Origin of the sequence: Massilia forsythiae, from assembly GCF_012849555.1 — a bacterium.
Lineage (GTDB): Bacteria > Pseudomonadota > Gammaproteobacteria > Burkholderiales > Burkholderiaceae_D > Telluria > Telluria forsythiae.
This window is the reverse complement of the sequence record NZ_CP051685.1, coordinates 3,674,654-3,694,411: the sequence shown is the minus strand read 5'-3', so window position 1 is coordinate 3,694,411 and position 19,758 is coordinate 3,674,654. Positions and strand designations below refer to the sequence as shown.

Genomic DNA, 19,758 nt, shown 5'->3' with positions numbered 1-19,758 from the left:
ACATGCGGTGCATGAGTCGAAACCCAGCGCACCGTGATTGTTCGAATGCCTGCCCGACATGGGCAGACCCGCGAGTATAGGGCAAATCCGGCCGCACGGCTAGGCTTTGCAAGCTTCACACTGCTGGCGGCAGGGGATTAGCGGGGTTCTTGCGGGTTTCCGGTATGCTTGTCTCATCAGAAATACAACAGGCGGCCGGCAAAAACAATCTTGTGCTTTGCCTAAATGTGCTCCAGCCAACAGAACCAGCATGGAAATCTGCGCAATATGAGGATCTGTATTGCATGAACCGGTTGCGGTCCAGGCCGCGCCCGATAGTTGCCGAGGAGCTTCGATGTACCAGCCGCAGGATATGTCATGACACCGCCCGTGCTAGCCAGCACGCCGGACGGCATCGACGCCGAACTCGGCGCCAATGCCCAGCGCAGCGTGCCGGTGCGCACCAGCGGCCCCTGGTGGCGCCGCATCCTGGCCTTCATCGGACCGGGCTACCTGGTCGCGGTCGGCTACATGGACCCGGGCAACTGGGCCACCGACCTGGCCGGCGGCGCCAGCTACGGCTATGCCCTGCTGTGGATCGTCGGCCTGTCCAGCATCATGGCGATGCTGCTGCAGGTGCTGTCGGCGCGCCTGGGCATCGTGGCCCAGGCCGACCTGGCCCAGCTGACCCGGCAACATTCCTCGCGCCGCTCGGCCATGGCGCAATGGCTGCTGTGCGAACTGGCGATCTGCGCCTGCGACCTGGCCGAGGTGATCGGCACGGCGATCGCCCTGAACATGTTGTTCCACATTCCACTGAGCATCGGCGTGCTGCTCACCGTGCTCGACGTGCTGCTGATTTTGTGGCTGCAGAAGTTCGGCTTCAAGTACCTGGAAGCGTTCATCATGAGCCTGCTGGCGATCGTGTTCCTGTGTTTCGGCATTAACCTGGTGCTGGCCCGGCCCGAATGGGCGGCGGTGGCGGCCGGCTTCATTCCGAGCGCCCGCACCGTCACCGACCCCGGCATGCTGTACCTGGCGATCGGCATCATCGGCGCCACCGTCATGCCGCACAACCTGTACCTGCACTCGTCGGTGGTGCAGACGCGGCGCTTCGACATCAGCGACGAAGGCAAGGCCGGCGCCATCCGCTTCGCCACCGCCGACATCGTGGTGGCGCTGTGCTTCGCCTTCCTGGTGAACGCCGCCATCCTGGTCACGTCCGGCGCCGTGTTCCACGGCAGCGGCAACCAGCAGGTGGCGGAACTGCAGGATGCCTACCGCCTGCTCGGGCCGCTCACCGGCGCGGCAGTGGCCAGCACGCTGTTCGCGGTGGCCCTGCTGGCCGCCGGCCAGAGCTCGTCCGTCACCGCCACCCTGGCCGGCCAGATCGTGATGGAAGGGTTTATCCAGGTCAAGTTGCCGCCGTGGGCGCGGCGCCTGATCACGCGCTCGATCGCCATCGTGCCGGCGTTCTTCGTCACCGCTGCCTATGGCGAGCAGGGTATCGGCCAGTTGCTGCTGTTCAGCCAGGTGGTGCTCAGCCTGCAGTTGCCATTCGCCATGCTGCCGCTGATCCGCTATACCAGCAGCCGCGACATCATGGGCCGCTTCGCCAGCCCGCGCACCGTCGCGGTGGTGGCCTGGGCCATGATGGCGACCATCGTCAGCCTGAACGTGATCCTGATCTGGAAGGCGTGGATCGACTGAGCCGGGATCGACCGGGGCCGGATCGCCCCGGCACGGTTGACCGCGAAGGCCGCCGTGATGGAAGATGCGTCCGGAATCCTTCCTTCGACGAGACCATGATGCGCCCTACCCACCACATCGCCATGCTGTGCGCCGCCCTGCTGCTGGGCGGCTGCGGCGCCCCCTTCCTGCGCCAGGTGCCCGCCGTGGGCGAGCCGCTGCCCGCGGTCGAGGCCAAGCTGGGCCGGTCGGATGCCGTGTATCCGGCGCCGGACGGCGGCCGCATCCTCGAATACCGCGGCCAGCCGATGGGCCAGTTCCAGTACATGGCGCGCGTCGACGCCGACGGGCGCTTCGTCTCCTACGAACAGGTGCTGACCAGCGAGAAGTTCGCCACCGTCAGGATCGGCAAGACCGACAAGGACGAGATCGTGCGCACCTTCGGCCGTCCGGCGGAATTTTCGCGGGTGGCTTTCCACGACTACGAGGTCTGGTCGTACCGCTACAAGGAGGCGGGCGTGTGGAACTCGATGATGCACGTGCACTTCGACCAGAAGGGCGTGGTGCAGCAGATGATCAACGGGCCGGATCCACGGTATGACGACCGGTTCCGGTTGCGCTGAACCGAGACCCGAAAACCGTCGTTCCAGGCATTGCCTGAAACGACTCCCCGCGCAGGCGCACTGCTGTCCAAGATAGTATTGATGGCCTAAAAACCGTCGTCCCCGCGAAGGCGGGGACCCATACTGAGTGTCAAAAGTTGGTATTTTTGAAGCATTCTGATTACTTCTGGCTACCAAATTTCTTGCTCAGTATGGATCCCCGCCTTCGCGGGGACGACGAGTTATTGGCTAGGAATGATTTTTACGTTATTGCTAGCAACAAAACCTGCTTAAGGCAGAGATAACGATTATCTTGGACAGTAGTGCGCGCAGGCGGGGACCCATACATCGTGACAGAATTCGGTATGCTGGAAACGCCACAGCGACGCAAGCTACCGCGATTTTGGGAGCTCGGCATGGATCCCCGCCTGCGCGGGGACGACGCGGTGTCGCTTACTTTCCGGGTGCAGCACCGGCTGCTGGCACCCTCCCCCCATCGCTGCGCACGAACGCTTCCACCGCATCCAGCGTCGGCGCCAGCCGGTGCAGCGGCGACGACAGCGACGCCACCAGCGTCACGTGGTTGACGCCGCCGTAGTACAGCTCGCGCACCGGCACGCCGGCCGTGCGCAGGCGCGCCGCCAGGCCGCCGGTGTTGCGCACCGGGTTGACGGTATCGTCCTTCTTCGGCGCGATCAGGAGCGCCGGCGGCACGCCCGCGCCCACGTGGTTGGCCGGCTGGGTGTCGGCCTTGGTGTACGGGTAATCGAACACCGGGCGCGTGGTGCGGTTCTCGATCGGCAGGAAATCGTAGGGACCGGCCAGGCCGATCCAGCCGCGCAGCGAATCCGGGCGGATACCCTGCTTGCCGAGCCAGCGCCCGTCCAGCGCCAGCATGGCGGCGTTGTAGGCGCCGGCGCTGTGGCCCATCACGAACACGTTACGGGGGTCGCCGCCGTACTTGCCGATCTCGCGTTCGGTCCAGGCCACGGCCTGGGCGCCGTCGTCGAGGAAGTCCGGATAACGCACCTGCGGGTACAGCCGGTAGTCGGGCACCACCACCACGAAGCCGCGCGCCGCCAGGGCCCGGCCGACGAAGGCGTAGTCGCGGCGCGCGCCGCTGACCCAGTTGCCGCCGTAGAAGAACACGATCACCGGCGCCGCCGCCGCGCCGGCAGCGGGACGGTACACGTCGAGCAGGTGGCGCTCGCCGGGCGCGTAGCGGATGCCGTCGCTGGCGCTGGACTGGCCGCTTGGCGACACCGCATTCAGCGCGGACAAGGGAGAACACGCGGCCAGCACGCCGCCCAGCAGCATGGCGGCGCCGAGGCCGGCGGCAAATCGTGTCAATTTTTTCATATAAAGTGCAAGTGGAAAACAATGTCCGAGTATAGCGGGCGCCGGCCTTCCAGCCACGCACGCGAGTCCAGTCGAGCGCCACGGCCTGTCCGGCCGCGTCCGGGAATGCATCGATTGCGGGGCCAACCGGCACGCAAGAATGTGTGACAAAGCATGGCGCGCCGCCCGCTATACTGGGCAACCATGCCGAGCGTCGACCCGTATCTGCCCCCCCAGCGCCGTCCGACGGCGCTTGTCCTCACCGTGCTCATGCACATGGCGCTGGCGATCGCCTGGCAGGCGGCGCGCCATGCGCCGCCCGTCGACACCGAGCGGGCGCAAGCGGTGACGCAATGGATTTCGCTGCCGGCCCCGGCGCGCATGCCGGCAGCGGCAGACGAACCCGTGGCGGCGCCTGCGCCGCCCGCCACCGCCACCGCCATGCGGCGCCAGGCAACGCCCGCGTTGCGTCCGCCGCGGCCACAACAGGCGCCCTCCCCGGCGGCGGCTGCGGGCGCGCCGAATGCGATCACGCTTCCGGCGCCGGCCGCGCCGGCCACCGCCGCATCCACCGCCCAAGATGACCGGCCGGGCAGCGCGCAAGCGGCTGCCGGCAGCGCCGCTTCGGCCCCCGCCGGCGCCGGCGCGGCAGCGCGCATCCTCGAACGCGCGCGGCGCGACGCAGGCGCCATCGACCGCACGCTGCGCAAGGAAAACTATCCGTACATCGTGGCGCCGCCGGACAGTCCGCAGATCCGCATGCGCAAGGGGATGGAAGGCGCGGCGGACATGGCGGCGCCCGGACTGTTCGAGGCGCCCAGGGTGGCGGAACTGGTCAACAACACCGGCAATGGCGACCGGCGCAGCAAGGTCGTCACCGGCAACGGCACCTATTGCATTACCGAGCGCGCGCCCACCACCCGCATCGACATGATCGAGAAGCACGGCAAGCAGACGTTGACCAGCTGCCCGGCGCACGAGACGCCCGCGGCAGCGCAGCAATGGCGCACCGCGCGCGATTGAAGCCGGCCTCGGGACGGATGCCGACGCATGGGATGGATCGCGGCGCAGGCGGCCGGTGCGCTGCGGCCAGTGCCGCCCGAGCCGGCGCCGGGTTCAGCGCCGCTCGCTCGGATCGTTCGATTCTTGCGCGGTCTGCACGATGCTGACCGGCTTGCCCTTGGCCAGGCGCCAGAAATACACCGCATAGCCGGACAGGCCGTACAGCACGAACAGCGGCCACAGCACCTTGGGCGGGTCGATCGCCAGCAGCGCCAGCGCCAGCGCGATCAGGAACACCACGATGAACGGCACCGACTTGCGGAAATTGACGTCCTTAAAACTGTAGAACGGCACGTTGGTGACCATGGTCAGGCCGGCGAACAGCGCGATGCCCCACGAGATCCAGTCGACGCGGCGCGCGCTGACGTTGATGTCCGGGTCGGTCATCATCATCACGAAGCCGACCACCAGCGCCGCCGCGGCCGGGCTGGGCAAGCCCTGGAAGAAGCGTTTATCGACGACTTCGATGTTGGTGTTGAAGCGCGCCAGGCGCAGCGCGGCGCCGGCGCAGTAGACGAAGGCGGCGATCCAGCCCAGCTTGCCCAGGCCACGCAGCGACCATTCGTAGATCACCAGCGCCGGCGCGGCGCCGAACGACACCATGTCGGACAGGCTGTCGTACTGGGCGCCGAATTCGGATTGGGTATTGGTCAGGCGCGCCACGCGGCCGTCCAGGCTGTCCAGCACCATGGCGATGAAGACCGCCCAGCAGGCGTGGTCGAAGCGCTGGTTCATGGCCATCACGATGGCGTAGAAGCCGCCGAACAGCGCGGCGGTGGTGAAGGCATTGGGCAGCAGGTAGATGCCGCGGCGCGGGCGCGCGGCCGCGGCCTCGGTCTTGCGGCCCCGGGTGAAGCGGGCGAAGCCCGGGCCTTTGACGGCGCCGGTTTTTCTGCGTCGGGGAAGAGGTGCCATGGTTTGATCGTCGGTAGCAGCGCACCTGGGCGCGGAAGCCTCCATTATAGTGGTGCCACCGCCCAGTTAGCGAACCGCTACTTAACGAATCGACATGATTACCTGAATTTCACCTTGCCCACCATGCGCATTTCCAGGCGCGTCTCGCCCGGCTCGAAGCTGGGTTCGGGCATCTCGCTGGAGGCGTCGGCGCTCTTGGCGCGCATCATTGCCATCGGCGGCGGCGGCGGCATCTGATTACCATAGTTGCCGCTGCCCTCGAAGTCGACGGTGTCGATGACCGCGTCGCCCAGGTTGCGGCCCATGGCGCGCGCGATCGACGCCACGCGCTCGTTCAGGTTGCGGTAGGTGGCGGCGATGCGCTCGTCGTCCAGCCGGCGCGTGAGTTCCTGGCTCAGGTGGTAGTCGATGCCGGCGATGCCCAGCACCTTCTGCGCCGCGCCGACGGTCTGCGGCAGTTTATCGAGGCTGCGCGTGGTGACTTCCAGGTTCTGGCCGACGCGCCAGCCGATCGGGATGCGGCGCGCTTCCGGCTTGACCAGCGGGCGCGGGCTGTCCGGCACTTCCGGGTACACCGGGTAGGTGTAGTAGTTGACGGTCTTCAGCTTGGCCTGCGGATCGGCGCGGCGCACCAGCTCGGTACCCTGCTTCATCTTCTGGTTGACGCGCGCGGTGGCGGCGGCGCGGTCCTTGTCCTGCTCCTCGACCGAGAAGGTGACGGTGGCTTCGTCGTTGGCGTGTACGACTTCGCCATAGGCCGGCACCACGACCAGCGTGCCGCCGGTGGCGACGCTGCCGCCCTGGGCGGTGGCGACCGTGGGGGCAGTCTGGGCCTGGGCGCCGGCAAAGGCGGCGGCAAGGACGGTGGCGAGGACGATCTTTGGTACGCGCATGCTTGTTCTCCTGATGAATCGGCGGTGGTTACCGCGGCAGGAGAACGATACCGTATTTACCGGCAGCGACGAGTTTCTGTAATGAAAAATTGCAAACGGTTGCAAATGGATGCAATTGGGTGTGAGGGAACGCGCGTGACCGACAGAAACCGAAACCCAAAAACCGTCGTCCCCGCGAAGGCGGGGATCCATGCTGAAACACCGAAGTCGAATAGGCGGCGTTACGGCGCCGCTTCTCGATTTCTGATGCTTCATATGGGTCCCCGCCTGCGCGGGGACGACGGGGTGCTGTCGACGTCTGCAGGAAAAGCTGTCGACCTGCTACTCGAACAATCAGTTCTTCGACTGATCCACCAGCTTGTTCTTGGCAATCCACGGCATCATCGCGCGCAGCTTGCTGCCGACTTCCTCGATCTGGTGTTCGGCCGTCAGGCGGCGGCGCGAGATCAGGGTCGGGGCGCCGGCCTTGTTCTCGAGGATGAAGCTCTTCGCGTACTCGCCGGTCTGGATGTCCTTCAGGCACTGGCGCATCGCGTTCTTGGTGTCTTCGGTGACCACGCGCGGGCCGGTCACGTACTCGCCGTATTCGGCGTTGTTCGAGATCGAGTAGTTCATGTTGGCGATGCCGCCTTCGTAGATCAGGTCGACGATCAGCTTCAGTTCGTGCAGGCACTCGAAATAGGCCATTTCCGGCGCGTAGCCCGCTTCCACCAGCGTCTCGAAGCCGGCCTTGATCAGCTCGACGGTACCGCCGCACAGCACGGCCTGCTCGCCGAACAGGTCGGTCTCGGTCTCTTCGCGGAAGTTGGTCTCGATGATGCCGGCCTTGCCGCCGCCGTTGGCCATCGAATACGACAGCGCGATGTCGCGCGCCGTGCCCGACTTGTCCTGGTAGACGGCGATCAGGTGCGGCACGCCGCCGCCCTGGCGGTAGGTGCCGCGCACGGTGTGGCCCGGCGCCTTCGGCGCGACCATGATCACGTCGAGGTCGGCGCGCGGCACGACCTGGCCGTAGTGGACGTTGAAGCCGTGGGCGAAGGCCAGCACCGCGCCCTGCTTGATGTTCGGCTCGACGTTTTCCTTGTACACCTGGGCGATATTCTCGTCCGGCAGCAGGATCATGACGACGTCGGCGGCCTTGACCGCTTCGTCGACCTCGGCGACCTTGATGCCGGCCTGCTCGACCTTGCCCCAGGAAGCGCCGCCGCGGCGCAGGCCGACGGTGACGTTGACGCCGGATTCGGTCAGGTTCTGGGCGTGCGCATGGCCTTGCGAGCCGTAGCCGAGGATGGCGACGTTCTTGCCTTTGATGAGGGAGAGGTCGCAGTCTTTATCGTAGAAAACTTTCATGTTTGATCCTGTTTTTTATGTGTCGTTGCCGTTGTCGCGATGCGGGCGTTACGCGTGGACGGCGCACGCATCGCGGTCAATTTGATTGTCGGGCGGAGCCGCCTCGTCGGCCACGTCCACCCTGCGGTGATCCGGTTCCGGCCCGGATACGGGTGCTTATACCTTGAGGATGCGTTCGCCGCGGCCGATGCCGCTGCCGCCGGTGCGCACGGTCTCGAGGATCGAGGCGCGGTCGATGGCGTCGATGAACGCGTCCAGTTTCGACTTGGCGCCGGTCAGCTCGATCGTGTAGGTCTTCTCGGTCACGTCGATGATGCGGCCGCGGAAGATGTCGGCGGTACGCTTCATTTCCTCGCGCTCCTTGCCGACCGCCCTTACCTTGATCAGCATGAGCTCGCGCTCGATGTGCTGGCCCTCGGTCAGGTCGACCACCTTGACCACCTCGATAAGGCGGTTCAGGTGCTTGGTGATCTGCTCGATGATATCGTCCGAGCCGACCGTGACGATGGTCATGCGCGACAGGGTGGCATCCTCGGTCGGCGCCACGGTCAGCGTTTCGATGTTGTAGCCGCGCGCCGAGAACAGGCCGACCACGCGCGACAGCGCGCCGGCTTCGTTTTCCAGCAGGACGGAGATGATGTGGCGCATTACAGGTCCTCCGATCCGAGCAGCATCTCCGACAAGCCTTTACCGGTCTTGACCATCGGCCAGACGTTCTCGCTGCGGTCGGTGATGAAGTTCATGAACACCAGGCGGTCCTTCATGGCGAAGGCGTCGCGCAGGGCGTTCTCGACATCGCCCGGCTTGTCGATGCGCATGCCGACGTGCCCGTAGGCCTCGGCCAGCTTCTCGAAGTCCGGCAGCGAATCCATGTACGACTCGGAATAGCGCGAGTTGTAGTCGAGTTCCTGCCACTGGCGCACCATGCCCAGGAAGCGGTTGTTCAGGAGGACGATCTTCGGCGTCAGGTTGTACTGCTTGCAGGTGGCCAGTTCCTGGATGTTCATCTGGATCGAGCCCTCGCCGGTGACGCAGGCGACGGTGGCGTCCGGGTTGGCCATCTGCACGCCCATCGCGTACGGCAAGCCCACGCCCATGGTGCCGAGGCCGCCCGAGTTGATCCAGCGGCGCGGCTGGTTGAACGGGTAGTACTGGGCCGCCCACATCTGGTGCTGGCCGACGTCGGAGGTGATGAAGGCGTCGCCTGCGGTGACCTGCCACAGCTTCTCGACCACCGATTGCGGCTTGATGACCTCATCGGACGGCTGGTACTTCAGGCATTCGCGCCCGCGCCATTCGCCGATCTGCTTCCACCACTGCTCCAGGCCGGCCTTGTTGGGTTTCGCTTCGGCCGCTTCCAGCTGCGACAGCAGCTCGACCAGCACGTCCTTGACGTTGCCGACGATCGGGATGTCGACCTTGACCCGCTTCGAGATCGACGACGGGTCGATGTCGATATGGATGATCTTGCGCGGGTTGGTGGCGAAGTGGCGCGGGTTGCCGATCACGCGGTCGTCGAAGCGCGCGCCGATGGCGATCAGGACGTCGCAGTGCTGCATCGCCATGTTCGCCTCATAGGTGCCGTGCATGCCGGGCATGCCGAGGAAATGGCCGCTCGACGAACGGTAGGCGCCCAGGCCCATCAGCGTGTTGGTGATCGGGAAGCCGAGCTTGTCGACCAGGCGGTTCAGCTCGGCCGATGCGTTGGCCAGGATGACGCCGCCGCCGCCGTAGATCATCGGGCGCTCGGCCTGCAGCAGCAATTGCACCGCCTTGCGGATCTGGCCGGCGTGGCCCTTGTCGACCGGGCGGTAGGAGCGCATCTCGATTTCCTTCGGATACGCGTACAGCGCCTTTTGCATGCTGACATCCTTGGGGATGTCGACCAGCACCGGGCCGGGACGGCCGGTACGGGCGATATAAAAGGCTTTCTTGATAGTCTCGGCCAGCTCGCGCACGTCCTTGACCAGGAAGTTGTGCTTGACCACCGGACGGGTGATGCCGACCGTGTCGCATTCCTGGAAGGCGTCCTGGCCGATCGCGTGGGTCGGCACCTGGCCGGAAATCACGACCATCGGGATCGAATCCATGTACGCGGTGGACAGGCCGGTGACGGCATTGGTGACGCCCGGGCCGGAAGTGACCAGGGCCACGCCGACCTTGTTCGAGCTGCGCGAATACGCGTCGGCCGCGTGGATCGCAGCCTGCTCGTGACGGACCAGGATGTGCTGGAACTTGTCCTGCTTGAAGATGGCGTCGTAGATGTAGAGGACCGCGCCGCCCGGATAGCCGAAGACGTGCTCTACGCCCTCTTCCGCCAGACAACGGACTGCGATCTCGGCGCCCGTGATGGGCACTGTTGCGTCAAAACTCATGAACTATTTCCTTTCAAGACCCATAGGGAGATTGATCGGATGCTCGTTCCTGGCGAGATACGTGTCACGCAACAGCGCTCATGCTTCCCTTCTTTCTGCGGTCACGTCGGTCTTACAGGATTCCGTAGGATCCTTGCGGAACGGCGCTGGGCGCAAACTCGTTTGGCGTGAGTTTCTGTGTGCGGAATGCGTGTCTCTCGCGCTGGTGGCGCGGGTCGGAGCAAACTGCCTACAAATGAAAGCGCGTCATGCGCGGAAAGGGCCTTGTGTGCCAATCCGGCGTGACCATAAGCTTCGGGGTTGCAAAGCGTCAGGTACCTTACTGCGTTGCACCATAACGGTCAAGTCAAAAATGATATTCCCGGTTTCGGTGCGTGCGCAGCGACTCCGCGCCGGCTCAGGGGGTGCCGTTGCGGCAGTGTTCGGCGAAGCCGGGCCGCGCAGCATGCGTGCTCCATGATGATGGACGTTTCGCTATCTTATTCGGGTTTCGGATGCGGCCGTCCGCAATATTTGCTAGCATGCGGAAGTTTTCCGATAAGCCACAGGCAACGTACCGGTGGCCTCCCACATTCATCGCATGGCCACTGATAAAGAACTCAACGATTTCCTCGAGAGTGTCGAGCGGCGCGCCTTCAAGCAGGCGGCGTACGCGGTCCGCAAGGACGAGGCAGCGCTCGACATCGTTCAGGACGCCATGATCAAGCTGGCGGAAAAATACGGCGACAAGCCGGCGGCGGAATTGCCGATGCTGTTCCAGCGCATCCTGCAGACCACGATCCTGGATTACTTCCGGCGCGAGAAGGTGCGCAACACCTGGGTCACCCTGTTCGGAGGGCTGGGCCGGCGGGATGACGACGACGAGGACTTTGATATACTGAATTCGTACGAGGCCGAAGAAGGTTCGGCCGCGGCGGAGTCGAGCGCGGACCAGGTGGAACGGGCGCAAACCCTGCGCCTGATCGAAGACGAGGTACAAAAGCTCCCGGCACGTCAACGCGAAGCCTTCCTCATGCGTTACTGGCAGGACATGGACGTGGCCGAAACGGCCCAAGCGATGGGATGCTCCGAGGGCAGCGTGAAAACGCATTGCTCTCGCGCTACGCATGCCCTGGCAGCAGCCCTCGAGGCCAAGGGAATAAAATTATGAATACCGACGACATCAACCTGGCGTACAAGATCCGTCACGCCCTCAACGAACGGCTCGACGAACTGCCGGCTTCCACCACGGACCGCCTGGCCGCCGCGCGCGCGCAGGCGCTGGCGCGCAAAAAGGCCGACGCCCCGCAGGCGGCGACGGCCCTGCGCCAGCCGCAGGGAAAGCGTGCGCGCTTCGAGCTGGCGTCGCTGTTCTCGATGCAGTGGCTGGCGCGCGCCGCCGTGGTGGCGCCGCTGGTGGCGATGGTGGGCGGCCTGGTCGGCGTCTACCAGGCCCAGCACGAGGAGCGCGTGGCCGAACTGGCCGAACTGGATGCCGCCGTGCTGTCCGACGAACTGCCGCTGACCGCCTACACCGATCACGGTTTCAACGCCTATCTCCTGCAACAACAGCAGCAACAGCCGCAGCGAGCCCAGTAAAGGATGACGGCAAACAAGCGTAAAGTCGCCGGCCTTGCCGTTGCCGCCGCCGTGCTCGTTGCCGGCACGGCTGCGCTGGTGATCGGACGGCAAGGCGCCATCGGTCCGTCCGCGGGCGACGCAGCCGGCGACGGTGCGGCAGTGCGCCAGGTGCAGGCGGGCCTGGGCGCCGCATCGGTGCGCAAGATCGGCGACAAGCCGTACTGGCGTGCCCTCACCCCGGCCCAGCAAGTGGCGCTGCAGCCGCTGCAGGGCGAGTGGGACGGCATGGACGGCGTGCGCAAGCAGAAGTGGCTGCAGCTGGCCAGCCGTTTCGGCGCCATGCGTCCGGAAGAGCGGGAGCGCGTGCACGAACGCATGCGCGAATGGGTCAAGTTGACGCCCGAGCAGCGCGAACTGGCGCGCGAGACGTATACCCGCACCCGCAAGATCGCCCCCGAGCAGAAGAACGCCACCTGGCAGAGTTACCAGCAGTTGTCGAACGAACAGAAGGAAAAGCTGGCGGCTTCCGCGGCCGGGCGCGCCGTCCCGGCGGTGCCGTCCCAGGCCAACGCCAAGGTCGTGCCGCTGGGCCAGGGCGCGAGCGCCTGCCCCGCAGGAACCGTCAGGAACGCCGTCTCGGCCACGCCGCCGTGCGTGGCGGCGCCCGCCGCGCCCGCCGTGCCGGCATCGAACCCGGCCGCGCCGCCGGCCGGCGCTCCCGCCACGCCGGCGCCGCCGGCCCAGCAGGAAAAACCGGTGCCGGCCAACTGGGGCATCACACCCAACAACGCCTGAAGGATTGCCGACCACGCCATGAGCGAACCCACCGCGCCGCCCCTGCCCTGTCCCAGCATCCGGCGCCGCCTGGTCGCCATGGTGTACGAAAGTTTCCTGCTGGCGGCGGTCGAGATGCTGGCGGTGGCGCTGTGGCTGGCGCTCACGCGCAACCACCACGAGCCGGTCTACCAGTACGGCCTGAAGGTGTTCCTGTTCCTGGTCACCGGCGCCTATTTCGTGCACGCCTGGAGCGGCAGCGGCCATACGCTGGCGATGAAGACCTGGCGCATGCGCCTGCTGACCGACGGCGGCGCGCGCGTGCCGCTGCGCACGGCGGTGCTGCGCTACCTGCTGGCCTGGGGCTGGTTCCTGCCGGCGCTGGCCGTGTGTGCGCTGTTCGGCGTGACCGGCAAGGCCCAGGTCGGCATCGTGGTCGGCGTCGGCATCGTGGCCTGGGGCGCAACCGCGCTGCTCGATCCGCAGCGGCGCTTCCTGCACGACCGGCTGGCGGGCACGCGGCTGGTCAGCCTGGTCGGCCGGCCGGCGGTACAGGCGGTGGCTTCCTGAACGCCCGCTGGCGCCCTCGGAAGGATGGCGCTTTCCACGATCGTTGCGCCTGCTCGCTCGACTTTTTCCGATTTAATACTATCGGTTAGTTGCATATTTCAGGCAAGCGCGCCGCTTCGCGTCACGATTCGTCCAGGCCGGTATCGCCCTGGGCTTGTTGCCCGTACGGTTCCTGCGCCGCCCGCGCTGTCCGGATGCGCGCACCGAACGATTGTCCATCCAGCGCCTCGATCGCTTCCGCCAGCACCTGCGACAGAGGATACGGCAGTTGCGAATCCAGGCTGGCCACCGCACCCGCGGTCACCTGACAGCATGTGCGCAGGCGCGGCAGCATGGCGCTTCCTGCCTCGCTCAGTTAGAAAGCACTTCAGAAGCGTTCGAACTCTTGCAGGTAGCGCCAGCGCCCTGCCGCCAGGCTGCCGACGGCAATGCGGCCGACGCGCAGGCGGCGGATCGCCTTGACCTCCAGCCCGGCGGCGCGGCAAGCCGCGCCGACACGCGAAGGCGCGATACCCTTGCCGGCGATGCGCAGGCGCGCCTCGCTCTGGCGGCTGACCTTGACCGCGGCGTTACCGCCGGCAAAGGCGGCGCCGACCGCCTGCAGCGCCTCGTCGCCGACCGCGGCCGCAGTCTCGACCACGTATTCGTGCTCGATGCGCGCGCCATCGTCGACCAGCTTGCGCAGCATGCGCCAGTCCTGGCTCAGCACCACCAGGCCGCTGGCCTCGGTATCCAGCGGCGTCGCCAGTGTCAGCCTGGCCAGGTGGCGCTGCAGGAAGCGCTGGTCGCCCGGCCCGCCCTGCGCCGGCGCCAGGGTGGCGGCGCTCAGGTGCGCCGCCGGATCGGCCGCCAGCGCGCTGCAGGCGACGCCGGCCGGCTTGTGCAACAGGATCGTCACCGGCAGCGGCTCCTCCGCCGTGGCGCCCGGCAGCAACGCCACCGCCTGCGCCGGCGTCACGCGCGTGGCTGGATCCTCCACCACGGCGCCGTCGACGCCGACCCAGCCGCCGGCGATGTAGCGCTCGGCCTCGGCGCGCGAGCATGGCACCTGCGCCGCCACGCGCTTGGCCAGGCGGATGCCCTCGCCGCCCGCCGCCTCGTCAAGCCGCGCGTCCACGCCCACGCCCTGATTGCCCTCTCGCGTCGCGCTCATCAGGCGCGCCAATCGCGGAAAAAGGCACCGAAGGCGTCGACCACCGTGCGCACGTCCTCGGCCGACACGTCCAGGTGCGTCACCAGGCGCGTGTTGGCGCCGATGCTGGCGCGGATACCGCGTGCGGCCAGGTGCGCGCGCAGCGGCGCCACGGCGGCGTCCGGCACCTGCACGTAGAAGATGTTGGTCTGCGGCGCGGTCACCGTCAGGCCCTCGATGCGGCCCAGGCCGGCGGCCAGGTCGGCCGCGTTGCGGTGGTCGTCGGCCAGGCGCTCGACGTTGTGCTCGAGCGCGTGGTGCGCCGCCGCCGCGATCACGCCGGCCTGGCGCATGCCGCCGCCCAGCATCTTGCGCCAGCGCTTGCCCTGCTCGATGAAGTCCTTCGGTCCCAGCAGCACCGAACCGACCGGCGCGCCCAGGCCCTTGGACAGGCACACCGAGACGGTGTCGAAACCGGCCACCGCGGCGCGCAGGCTCTGGCCGTTCTTGACGGCGGCGTTGCACACGCGCGCACCGTCGAGGTGGGTCGCCAGGCCGCGCGCGTGGGCGAAGCTTGTCGCGGCCTCGAGGTAGTCCAGCGGCAGCACGCGGCCGCCGATGGTGTTTTCCAGCGCCAGCAGGCGCGTGCGCGCGAAGTGCATGTCGTCCGGTTTGATGTAGGCGCCGATGTCGGCCACGGCGATGCTGCCGTCGGCCCCGTTGGCGATCGGCTGCGGCTGGATGCTGCCCAGCACCGCTGCACCGCCGCCTTCGTACTTGTAGGTATGCGCTTCCTGGCCGACCAGGTATTCGTCGCCGCGGCCGCAGTGGGTCATCAGCGCGATCAGGTTGGTCTGGGTACCGCTGGGGGCGAACATGCCGGCCTCGTAGCCGAACAGCTCGGCCGCGAACGCCTGCAGGCGGTTGACGGTGGGGTCGTCGCCGTAGACGTCGTCGCCCACCGGCGCGGCGGCCATGGCGGCGCGCATGGCGGCGCTCGGTTGGGTGACGGTGTCGCTGCGCAGGTCGATCCAGCGCTGGTGTTGGTCGCTCATGGTCTCTATCGGTCGGTGGTGGCGGTGATGGGTGCAGCGGATGCGGACGGTCGCGCGGCGGCACGGCCGCATCCGTGCAGTGTATCAGGCGGGTTGCGCTTCCGGAGCCGCGGCGGACGCGGGCCGGGCGACGCCGAAGCGCGCGGCCATCTCGTCCAGGCCCAGTTCGGCCAGCACCTCGCGCAGGCGCTCGGCGGGCCGCCTGCGCGGCAGGTCTTTGTAGGTGGCGACGATCAGCTCGTTCTTCATCGAGTGTTCCCAACCCACCAGCTCGGTCACCGTGACCTGGTAGCCGTGCGCTTCCAGGCGCAGGCAGCGCAGCACGTTGGTGATCTGGCTGCCGAACTCGCGCGTGTGGATCGGGTGGCGCCAGATCTCGGTGAGCGCGCTGCGGCCCAGGTCGCGGCCCTTGTTCTTGCGCAGCACCGACGCCACCTCGGCCTGGCAGCACGGCACCAGCACGATGTGCTTCGCCCCCTTCTGCAGCGCGAAGTCGATGGCGTCGTCGGTGGCGGTGTTACAGGCGTGCAGCGCGGTGACCACGTCGACGGTGGGCGGCAGCCGGTCGGAGCTGGTCGATTCCGCCACCGACAAATTCAGGAACGACATGCCGGGAAAGCCCAGGCGCTCGGCCAGCGCGCCCGACTTCTGCACCAGCTCCTCGCGCGTTTCGATGCCATAGATGCGCGAGTCGTCGGCGCGGCCCTTGAAGAACAGGTCATACAGGATGAAGCCGAGGTAGGACTTGCCGGCGCCGTGGTCAACCACGCTGACGCCGCGCGCCTGCTCGCCCTTTGCTTCCCGGGCGACCCGCACGTCCTCGAGCAGCGGCTCGATGAACTGCACCAGGTGGTAGACCTGCTTGAGCTTGCGGCGGCTGTCCTGGTTCAGCTTGCCGTCGCGGGTGAGGATGTGCAGTTCCTTGAGCAGCTCGATCGACTGGCCAGGCTTGATTTCCGGGGCCAGTTCGTGGAGTGACGGGGCCGGTCTTGGGGTGGCCGGCTGCTGCGTGGCCTTGTTCTGTTTCTTGCTCATTGTCGTATTCTTCCGATTACGCGGTAGGGTGGACGTGGCCGGCGAGGCGGCTTTGCCGTCCACACGTTCAACGAATGCCCGCGTTGGTTGGACGCGTGGACGGCGCAGCCGTCCACCCTACGATGCATTGCTGTATCAACGCGCCTCGTCGATCCACGCGGCCTGGATCGCTTCGAGGACGCGTTCGCCGCCGCGCAGGCGGTCGTCGTCGAAGCCGTCCAGGCCGACCACCCAGTTGTGCAAATCGACGAAGCGCACCGTCGACGGATCGACGTCCGGATAACGTTCCAGCAGCGCCTCGGCGATGGCGCTCACGTCCTGCCATTTCATGGGAAACCTCCCGTCAATGGTTCTTTTCGGCTGCGTGGTTGATCGTGTATTTCGGGATCTCGACCACCAGATCCTCGTCCGCGATGATCGCCTGGCACGACAGACGCGAGTTCGGCTCCAGGCCCCAGGCCTTGTCGAGCATGTCCTCTTCCTTTTCTTCCTGCTCGTTCAGCGAATCGAAGCCTTCGCGCACCACCACGTGGCAGGTGGTGCAGGCGCACACGCGGTCGCAGGCGTGTTCGATGTCGATGTCGTTGTCGAGCAGGACGTCGCAGATCGACTTGCCGGCCGGGCCGTCGAGCACGGCGCCGTCGGGACAGAACACGGGATGGGGGAGGATGACGATTTGTGGCACTTCTTTACCTCGTTGGTTTATTTGCTTTTTTGGGTGGGGCATTATCCCATACGGGCTTGGCAGACATCTTTCTGCCCGCTGCGCCACCCCGTCGTCCCCGCGCAGGCGGGGACCCATGCCGGGCATCCAGAATCGATTCCTGAGCAATTCGCTGGCGGTTCAAACGCCACGAATCCTGTCATTCAGTATGGGTCCCCGCTTTCGCGGGGACGACGTTTTGTGTTCGTATCCTGTCAGAATGCCGCTGGAGTTCGAGCAACAGCCCTTACACCTGATCCAGCGATTTCCCCGCCAGCACCTTGCGCACGCTCTTGTCCATGCGCCGCGCGGCGAATTCCTCGGTACCGTCGGCCAGGGCGTGCACCGCGTCGTGCAGCGCGTTCTGGCGCGCGCCGGCTTCCAGGCCCTGGTCGTTGGAGCGCACGGCGGCATCGCGCACCGCCTGCACCAGTGTCGCGATGGCGTCGCGCTCCGCGTCGCTGAGCAGTTCGTTGTCGGCGTCGAGCGCCGATTGCGTGGCCAGCAGGATGCGCTCGGCCTCGACCTGTTCCTCGCGCAGCGCGCGCGCCGCCATGTCGACGGAGGCGGAATTGTACGAATCCTGCAGCATGCGCGCCACCTCGTCGTCGCCCAAACCGTAGGACGGCTTGACGGTGATCGACGCTTCCACGCTCGATCGCATCTCGCGCGCCGCCACCGACAGCAGGCCGTCGGCGTCGACCTGGTACGTGACGCGGATGCGCGCCGCGCCGGCCGCCATCGGCGGGATGCCGCGCAGCTCGAAGCGCGCCAGCGAGCGGCAGTCGGACACCAGCTCGCGCTCGCCCTGCACCACGTGCACCGCCAGCGCGGTCTGGCCATCCTTGAAGGTGGTGAATTCCTGCGCGCGCGCGCACGGGATGGTCGAGTTGCGCGGGATGATCTTCTCGACCAGGCCACCCATGGTCTCGATGCCGAGCGACAGCGGGATCACGTCCAGCAGCAGCCAGTCGTCGCCCGCCGCGCGGTTACCGGCCAGCAGGTTCGCCTGGATGGCGGCGCCCAGCGCCACCACCTTGTCCGGATCGATGTTGGCGTGCGGGATGGTCTTGAAGTAATCGCCCACGGCGCGGCGGATGTGCGGCATGCGCGTGGCGCCGCCGACCAGCACCACGCCGTCGACGTCTTCCACCGACACGTTCGCGTCGCGCATCGCCTTGCGCACCGCGTTCATGGTTTTCGCCACCAGCTGCTGGGTGATGTCGGCGAAGGTCCTGGCGGCGACGGTAACCTGCACCAGCTCGCCCGACTTCAGGATCGCCTCGACGGTCGTGTCCTCGTTGGTCGACAGCAGTTCCTTGGCCTGGCGCGCCTTGACCATCAGGGTCGCGGTGTCCTGGTCCGACAGCGGAGACAAGGCAGCCTGCTGGGTGATGTGGCAGAACAGGCGCTGGTCGAAGTCGTCGCCGCCCAGGGCCGAATCGCCGCCGGTGGACAGCACCTCGAACACGCCCTTGGACAATTTCAAGATCGAGATGTCGAAGGTGCCGCCGCCCAGGTCGTACACCGCGAACACGCCTTCCTTGCCGTGGTCCAGGCCGTAGGCGATGGCGGCCGCGGTCGGCTCGGACAGCAGGCGCAGCACGTTCAGGCCGGCCAGCTGGGCCGCGTCCTTGGTGGCTTGCCGCTGGGCGTCGTCGAAGTAGGCCGGCACGGTGATCACGGCGCCGACCAGTTCGTCGCCCAGCGCATCCTCGGCGCGCTGGCGCAGCGTCGCCAGGATCTGGGCCGAGGTCTCGACCGGACTCTTGACGCCGGCCACGGTCCTCAGCTGCACCATGCCCGGCGAATCCACGAAATCGTAGGGCAGGTTCTCGGCGTGGGCGATGTCCTTCAGGCCGCGCCCCATGAAGCGCTTGACCGAGACGATGGTGTTCTTCGGGTCGGTGGTCTGGTGCGCCTGCGCCTTGTGGCCGATGTTGGCGTGGCCGTCCGGCAGGTAGCGCACGACCGAGGGCAGCAGCGCTCGGCCGTCTTCGTCGCTCAGCACTTCCGGGATGCTGCTGCGCACGGTGGCGACGAGGGAATTGGTGGTGCCGAGGTCGATGCCCACCGCCAGGCGGTGCTGGTGCGGCGCGGTCGACATGCCGGGTTCGGAAATCTGCAGTAGTGCCATGGTCGTGTTACCTGGTTTTGTTTTTTGGTGCGATCGCGTCCGTCACGCTTCCAATGCCTCGAACGCGTACTGCAGCTCGTCGCCGAATTTGTCGAGGAACATCAGCGCGCGCACGCCCTGCGCCGCCTGCGCGTAGTCGCCGCCGTCGAGCAGCCGGCCGACCTGCGCCAGCTGCGCCTTGCGCTCGCCGCGCACCTGGGCGTCGAGCGCGTCCAGCGCCGCCGCATCCTTGCCGGCACGCGCGTCGGCCAGCGCCTCGCGCAGTTCCATCTGCTGCATCAGGAAGTCCACCGGCATCGCCGTGTTGGACTCGGCCCCGATGTCGACGCCGTTCAGCTCGCACAGGTACTGGGCGCGCTTCTGCGGATTGCGCAGGGTCTGGTAAGCCTCGTTGGCGCGCGTGGCCCATTGCATGGCGACGCGCTTCTCGGTATCGCCGGCGTTGACGAAGCGGTCCGGGTGGACGCGGCCCTGCACCTCGCGGTAGGCGCTGTCCAGCGCATCCATGTCGAGGTCGAAGCGGGGCGGGAGGTGGAACAGGTCGAAGTGGTTCTGCATCGGTGGGTGCTGCGCCTGGCGGAAAATGGGA

21 protein-coding genes are annotated in these 19,758 nt (G+C 66.8%); 7 read left to right on the top strand and 14 right to left on the bottom strand.

Going from position 1 to position 19,758, the window contains the following annotated elements; translation table 11 throughout:
- The first annotated feature begins 357 nt into the window (after positions 1-357).
- Positions 358-1,689, top strand: a complete 1,332-nt coding sequence (locus HH212_RS15855) for an Nramp family divalent metal transporter (protein ID WP_170203350.1) — start codon at positions 358-360, stop codon at positions 1,687-1,689.
- Between the two features lie 95 nt (positions 1,690-1,784).
- Entirely contained in the window at positions 1,785-2,291 is a 507-nt protein-coding gene (locus HH212_RS15850; protein ID WP_229217305.1) for a hypothetical protein, read from the top strand.
- Between the two features lie 432 nt (positions 2,292-2,723).
- Here the strand turns inward: HH212_RS15850 and HH212_RS15845 are convergent, their stop codons facing one another.
- Positions 2,724-3,629 carry an alpha/beta hydrolase gene (locus HH212_RS15845; protein ID WP_170203349.1) on the bottom strand — a complete coding sequence of 302 codons (906 nt, stop codon included), beginning with the start codon at positions 3,627-3,629 and terminating at the stop codon, positions 2,724-2,726.
- 183 nt (positions 3,630-3,812) lie between these two features.
- Between HH212_RS15845 and HH212_RS15840 the strand changes: the two genes are divergently transcribed.
- Positions 3,813-4,631 carry a hypothetical protein gene (locus HH212_RS15840; protein ID WP_170203348.1) on the top strand — a complete coding sequence of 273 codons (819 nt, stop codon included), beginning with the start codon at positions 3,813-3,815 and terminating at the stop codon, positions 4,629-4,631.
- A 93-nt stretch (positions 4,632-4,724) separates the two neighbouring features.
- Here HH212_RS15840 and pssA read toward each other — a convergent pair whose 3' ends face one another.
- The 5 genes from pssA to HH212_RS15815 all read right to left on the bottom strand — a co-directional run bounded on the left by pssA (position 4,725) and on the right by HH212_RS15815 (position 10,203).
- On the bottom strand, positions 4,725-5,585 hold the full coding sequence (pssA, locus tag HH212_RS15835; protein ID WP_170203347.1) for a CDP-diacylglycerol--serine O-phosphatidyltransferase: 861 nt from the start codon (positions 5,583-5,585) through the stop codon (positions 4,725-4,727).
- Positions 5,586-5,683: 98 nt separating this feature from the next.
- Positions 5,684-6,478 carry an SIMPL domain-containing protein gene (locus HH212_RS15830; protein ID WP_170203346.1) on the bottom strand — a complete coding sequence of 265 codons (795 nt, stop codon included), beginning with the start codon at positions 6,476-6,478 and terminating at the stop codon, positions 5,684-5,686.
- A 333-nt stretch (positions 6,479-6,811) separates the two neighbouring features.
- The gene (ilvC, locus tag HH212_RS15825; RefSeq protein ID WP_170203345.1) at positions 6,812-7,828 is read right to left on the bottom strand and encodes a ketol-acid reductoisomerase; all 1,017 of its coding nucleotides are present in this window, start codon (positions 7,826-7,828) and stop codon (positions 6,812-6,814) included.
- 156 nt (positions 7,829-7,984) lie between these two features.
- On the bottom strand, positions 7,985-8,476 hold the full coding sequence (ilvN, locus tag HH212_RS15820; protein ID WP_170203344.1) for an acetolactate synthase small subunit: 492 nt from the start codon (positions 8,474-8,476) through the stop codon (positions 7,985-7,987).
- Positions 8,476-10,203 carry an acetolactate synthase 3 catalytic subunit gene (locus HH212_RS15815; RefSeq protein WP_170203343.1) on the bottom strand — a complete coding sequence of 576 codons (1,728 nt, stop codon included), beginning with the start codon at positions 10,201-10,203 and terminating at the stop codon, positions 8,476-8,478. Before HH212_RS15815 ends, ilvN begins: the two co-directional genes overlap by 1 nt.
- Positions 10,204-10,783: 580 nt before the next feature.
- On the opposite strand from HH212_RS15815, the gene HH212_RS15810 reads away from it, so the two are divergent.
- Genes HH212_RS15810 through HH212_RS15795 form a run of 4 tightly spaced genes read left to right on the top strand, consistent with a single transcriptional unit; the run spans position 10,784 to position 13,107 of the window.
- On the top strand, positions 10,784-11,353 hold the full coding sequence (locus HH212_RS15810) for an RNA polymerase sigma factor (RefSeq protein ID WP_170203342.1): 570 nt from the start codon (positions 10,784-10,786) through the stop codon (positions 11,351-11,353).
- Positions 11,350-11,781 carry a DUF3619 family protein gene (locus tag HH212_RS15805; RefSeq protein WP_170203341.1) on the top strand — a complete coding sequence of 144 codons (432 nt, stop codon included), beginning with the start codon at positions 11,350-11,352 and terminating at the stop codon, positions 11,779-11,781. Before HH212_RS15810 ends, HH212_RS15805 begins: the two co-directional genes overlap by 4 nt.
- A 3-nt stretch (positions 11,782-11,784) precedes the next feature.
- Positions 11,785-12,558, top strand: a complete 774-nt coding sequence (locus HH212_RS15800) for a DUF3106 domain-containing protein (RefSeq protein WP_211172350.1) — start codon at positions 11,785-11,787, stop codon at positions 12,556-12,558.
- A gap of 18 nt (positions 12,559-12,576) precedes the next feature.
- The gene (locus HH212_RS15795) at positions 12,577-13,107 is read left to right on the top strand and encodes an RDD family protein (protein WP_170203340.1); all 531 of its coding nucleotides are present in this window, start codon (positions 12,577-12,579) and stop codon (positions 13,105-13,107) included.
- Between the two features lie 121 nt (positions 13,108-13,228).
- Here HH212_RS15795 and HH212_RS15790 read toward each other — a convergent pair whose 3' ends face one another.
- The 8 genes from HH212_RS15790 to hscB form a co-directional block, all read right to left on the bottom strand.
- Entirely contained in the window at positions 13,229-13,441 is a 213-nt protein-coding gene (locus tag HH212_RS15790) for a hypothetical protein (RefSeq protein ID WP_170203339.1), read from the bottom strand.
- A 33-nt stretch (positions 13,442-13,474) separates the two neighbouring features.
- Positions 13,475-14,260, bottom strand: a complete 786-nt coding sequence (locus tag HH212_RS15785; RefSeq protein WP_170203338.1) for an RNA pseudouridine synthase — start codon at positions 14,258-14,260, stop codon at positions 13,475-13,477.
- Complete coding sequence (ltaE, locus tag HH212_RS15780) at positions 14,260-15,294, bottom strand: low-specificity L-threonine aldolase (RefSeq protein WP_170203337.1); 1,035 nt, start codon at positions 15,292-15,294, stop codon at positions 14,260-14,262. Before ltaE ends, HH212_RS15785 begins: the two co-directional genes overlap by 1 nt.
- A gap of 84 nt (positions 15,295-15,378) precedes the next feature.
- Entirely contained in the window at positions 15,379-16,329 is a 951-nt protein-coding gene (locus HH212_RS15775; RefSeq protein WP_170203336.1) for a class I SAM-dependent methyltransferase, read from the bottom strand.
- A 135-nt stretch (positions 16,330-16,464) separates the two neighbouring features.
- Complete coding sequence (iscX, locus tag HH212_RS15770) at positions 16,465-16,659, bottom strand: Fe-S cluster assembly protein IscX (RefSeq protein WP_170203335.1); 195 nt, start codon at positions 16,657-16,659, stop codon at positions 16,465-16,467.
- Positions 16,660-16,672: 13 nt separating this feature from the next.
- A complete protein-coding gene (gene fdx, locus HH212_RS15765) occupies positions 16,673-17,014 on the bottom strand; it encodes an ISC system 2Fe-2S type ferredoxin (protein ID WP_170203334.1) in 342 nt (113 codons plus the stop codon).
- Positions 17,015-17,279: 265 nt separating this feature from the next.
- On the bottom strand, positions 17,280-19,169 hold the full coding sequence (gene hscA / locus HH212_RS15760; RefSeq protein WP_170203333.1) for a Fe-S protein assembly chaperone HscA: 1,890 nt from the start codon (positions 19,167-19,169) through the stop codon (positions 17,280-17,282).
- A gap of 42 nt (positions 19,170-19,211) precedes the next feature.
- Positions 19,212-19,727, bottom strand: a complete 516-nt coding sequence (gene hscB / locus HH212_RS15755; RefSeq protein ID WP_170203332.1) for a Fe-S protein assembly co-chaperone HscB — start codon at positions 19,725-19,727, stop codon at positions 19,212-19,214.
- Between the last annotated feature and the right edge of the window lie 31 nt (positions 19,728-19,758).

Coding starts and splice junctions, on each gene's coding strand:
- HH212_RS15830 (WP_170203346.1), bottom strand. CDS start 6,478: ATGCGCGTACCAAAGATCGTCCTCGCCACCGTCCTTGCCGCCGCCTTT.
- HH212_RS15790 (WP_170203339.1), bottom strand. CDS start 13,441: ATGCTGCCGCGCCTGCGCACATGCTGTCAGGTGACCGCGGGTGCGGTG.
- HH212_RS15805 (WP_170203341.1), top strand. CDS start 11,350: ATGAATACCGACGACATCAACCTGGCGTACAAGATCCGTCACGCCCTC.
- HH212_RS15775 (WP_170203336.1), bottom strand. CDS start 16,329: ATGAGCAAGAAACAGAACAAGGCCACGCAGCAGCCGGCCACCCCAAGA.
- iscX (WP_170203335.1), bottom strand. CDS start 16,659: ATGAAATGGCAGGACGTGAGCGCCATCGCCGAGGCGCTGCTGGAACGT.
- HH212_RS15840 (WP_170203348.1), top strand. CDS start 3,813: ATGCCGAGCGTCGACCCGTATCTGCCCCCCCAGCGCCGTCCGACGGCG.
- HH212_RS15810 (WP_170203342.1), top strand. CDS start 10,784: ATGGCCACTGATAAAGAACTCAACGATTTCCTCGAGAGTGTCGAGCGG.
- HH212_RS15850 (WP_229217305.1), top strand. CDS start 1,785: ATGATGCGCCCTACCCACCACATCGCCATGCTGTGCGCCGCCCTGCTG.
- hscA (WP_170203333.1), bottom strand. CDS start 19,169: ATGGCACTACTGCAGATTTCCGAACCCGGCATGTCGACCGCGCCGCAC.
- HH212_RS15845 (WP_170203349.1), bottom strand. CDS start 3,629: ATGAAAAAATTGACACGATTTGCCGCCGGCCTCGGCGCCGCCATGCTG.
- ltaE (WP_170203337.1), bottom strand. CDS start 15,294: ATGAGCGACCAACACCAGCGCTGGATCGACCTGCGCAGCGACACCGTC.
- HH212_RS15785 (WP_170203338.1), bottom strand. CDS start 14,260: ATGAGCGCGACGCGAGAGGGCAATCAGGGCGTGGGCGTGGACGCGCGG.
- pssA (WP_170203347.1), bottom strand. CDS start 5,585: ATGGCACCTCTTCCCCGACGCAGAAAAACCGGCGCCGTCAAAGGCCCG.
- hscB (WP_170203332.1), bottom strand. CDS start 19,727: ATGCAGAACCACTTCGACCTGTTCCACCTCCCGCCCCGCTTCGACCTC.
- HH212_RS15855 (WP_170203350.1), top strand. CDS start 358: ATGACACCGCCCGTGCTAGCCAGCACGCCGGACGGCATCGACGCCGAA.
- ilvC (WP_170203345.1), bottom strand. CDS start 7,828: ATGAAAGTTTTCTACGATAAAGACTGCGACCTCTCCCTCATCAAAGGC.
- HH212_RS15815 (WP_170203343.1), bottom strand. CDS start 10,203: ATGAGTTTTGACGCAACAGTGCCCATCACGGGCGCCGAGATCGCAGTC.
- ilvN (WP_170203344.1), bottom strand. CDS start 8,476: ATGCGCCACATCATCTCCGTCCTGCTGGAAAACGAAGCCGGCGCGCTG.
- HH212_RS15800 (WP_211172350.1), top strand. CDS start 11,785: ATGACGGCAAACAAGCGTAAAGTCGCCGGCCTTGCCGTTGCCGCCGCC.
- HH212_RS15795 (WP_170203340.1), top strand. CDS start 12,577: ATGAGCGAACCCACCGCGCCGCCCCTGCCCTGTCCCAGCATCCGGCGC.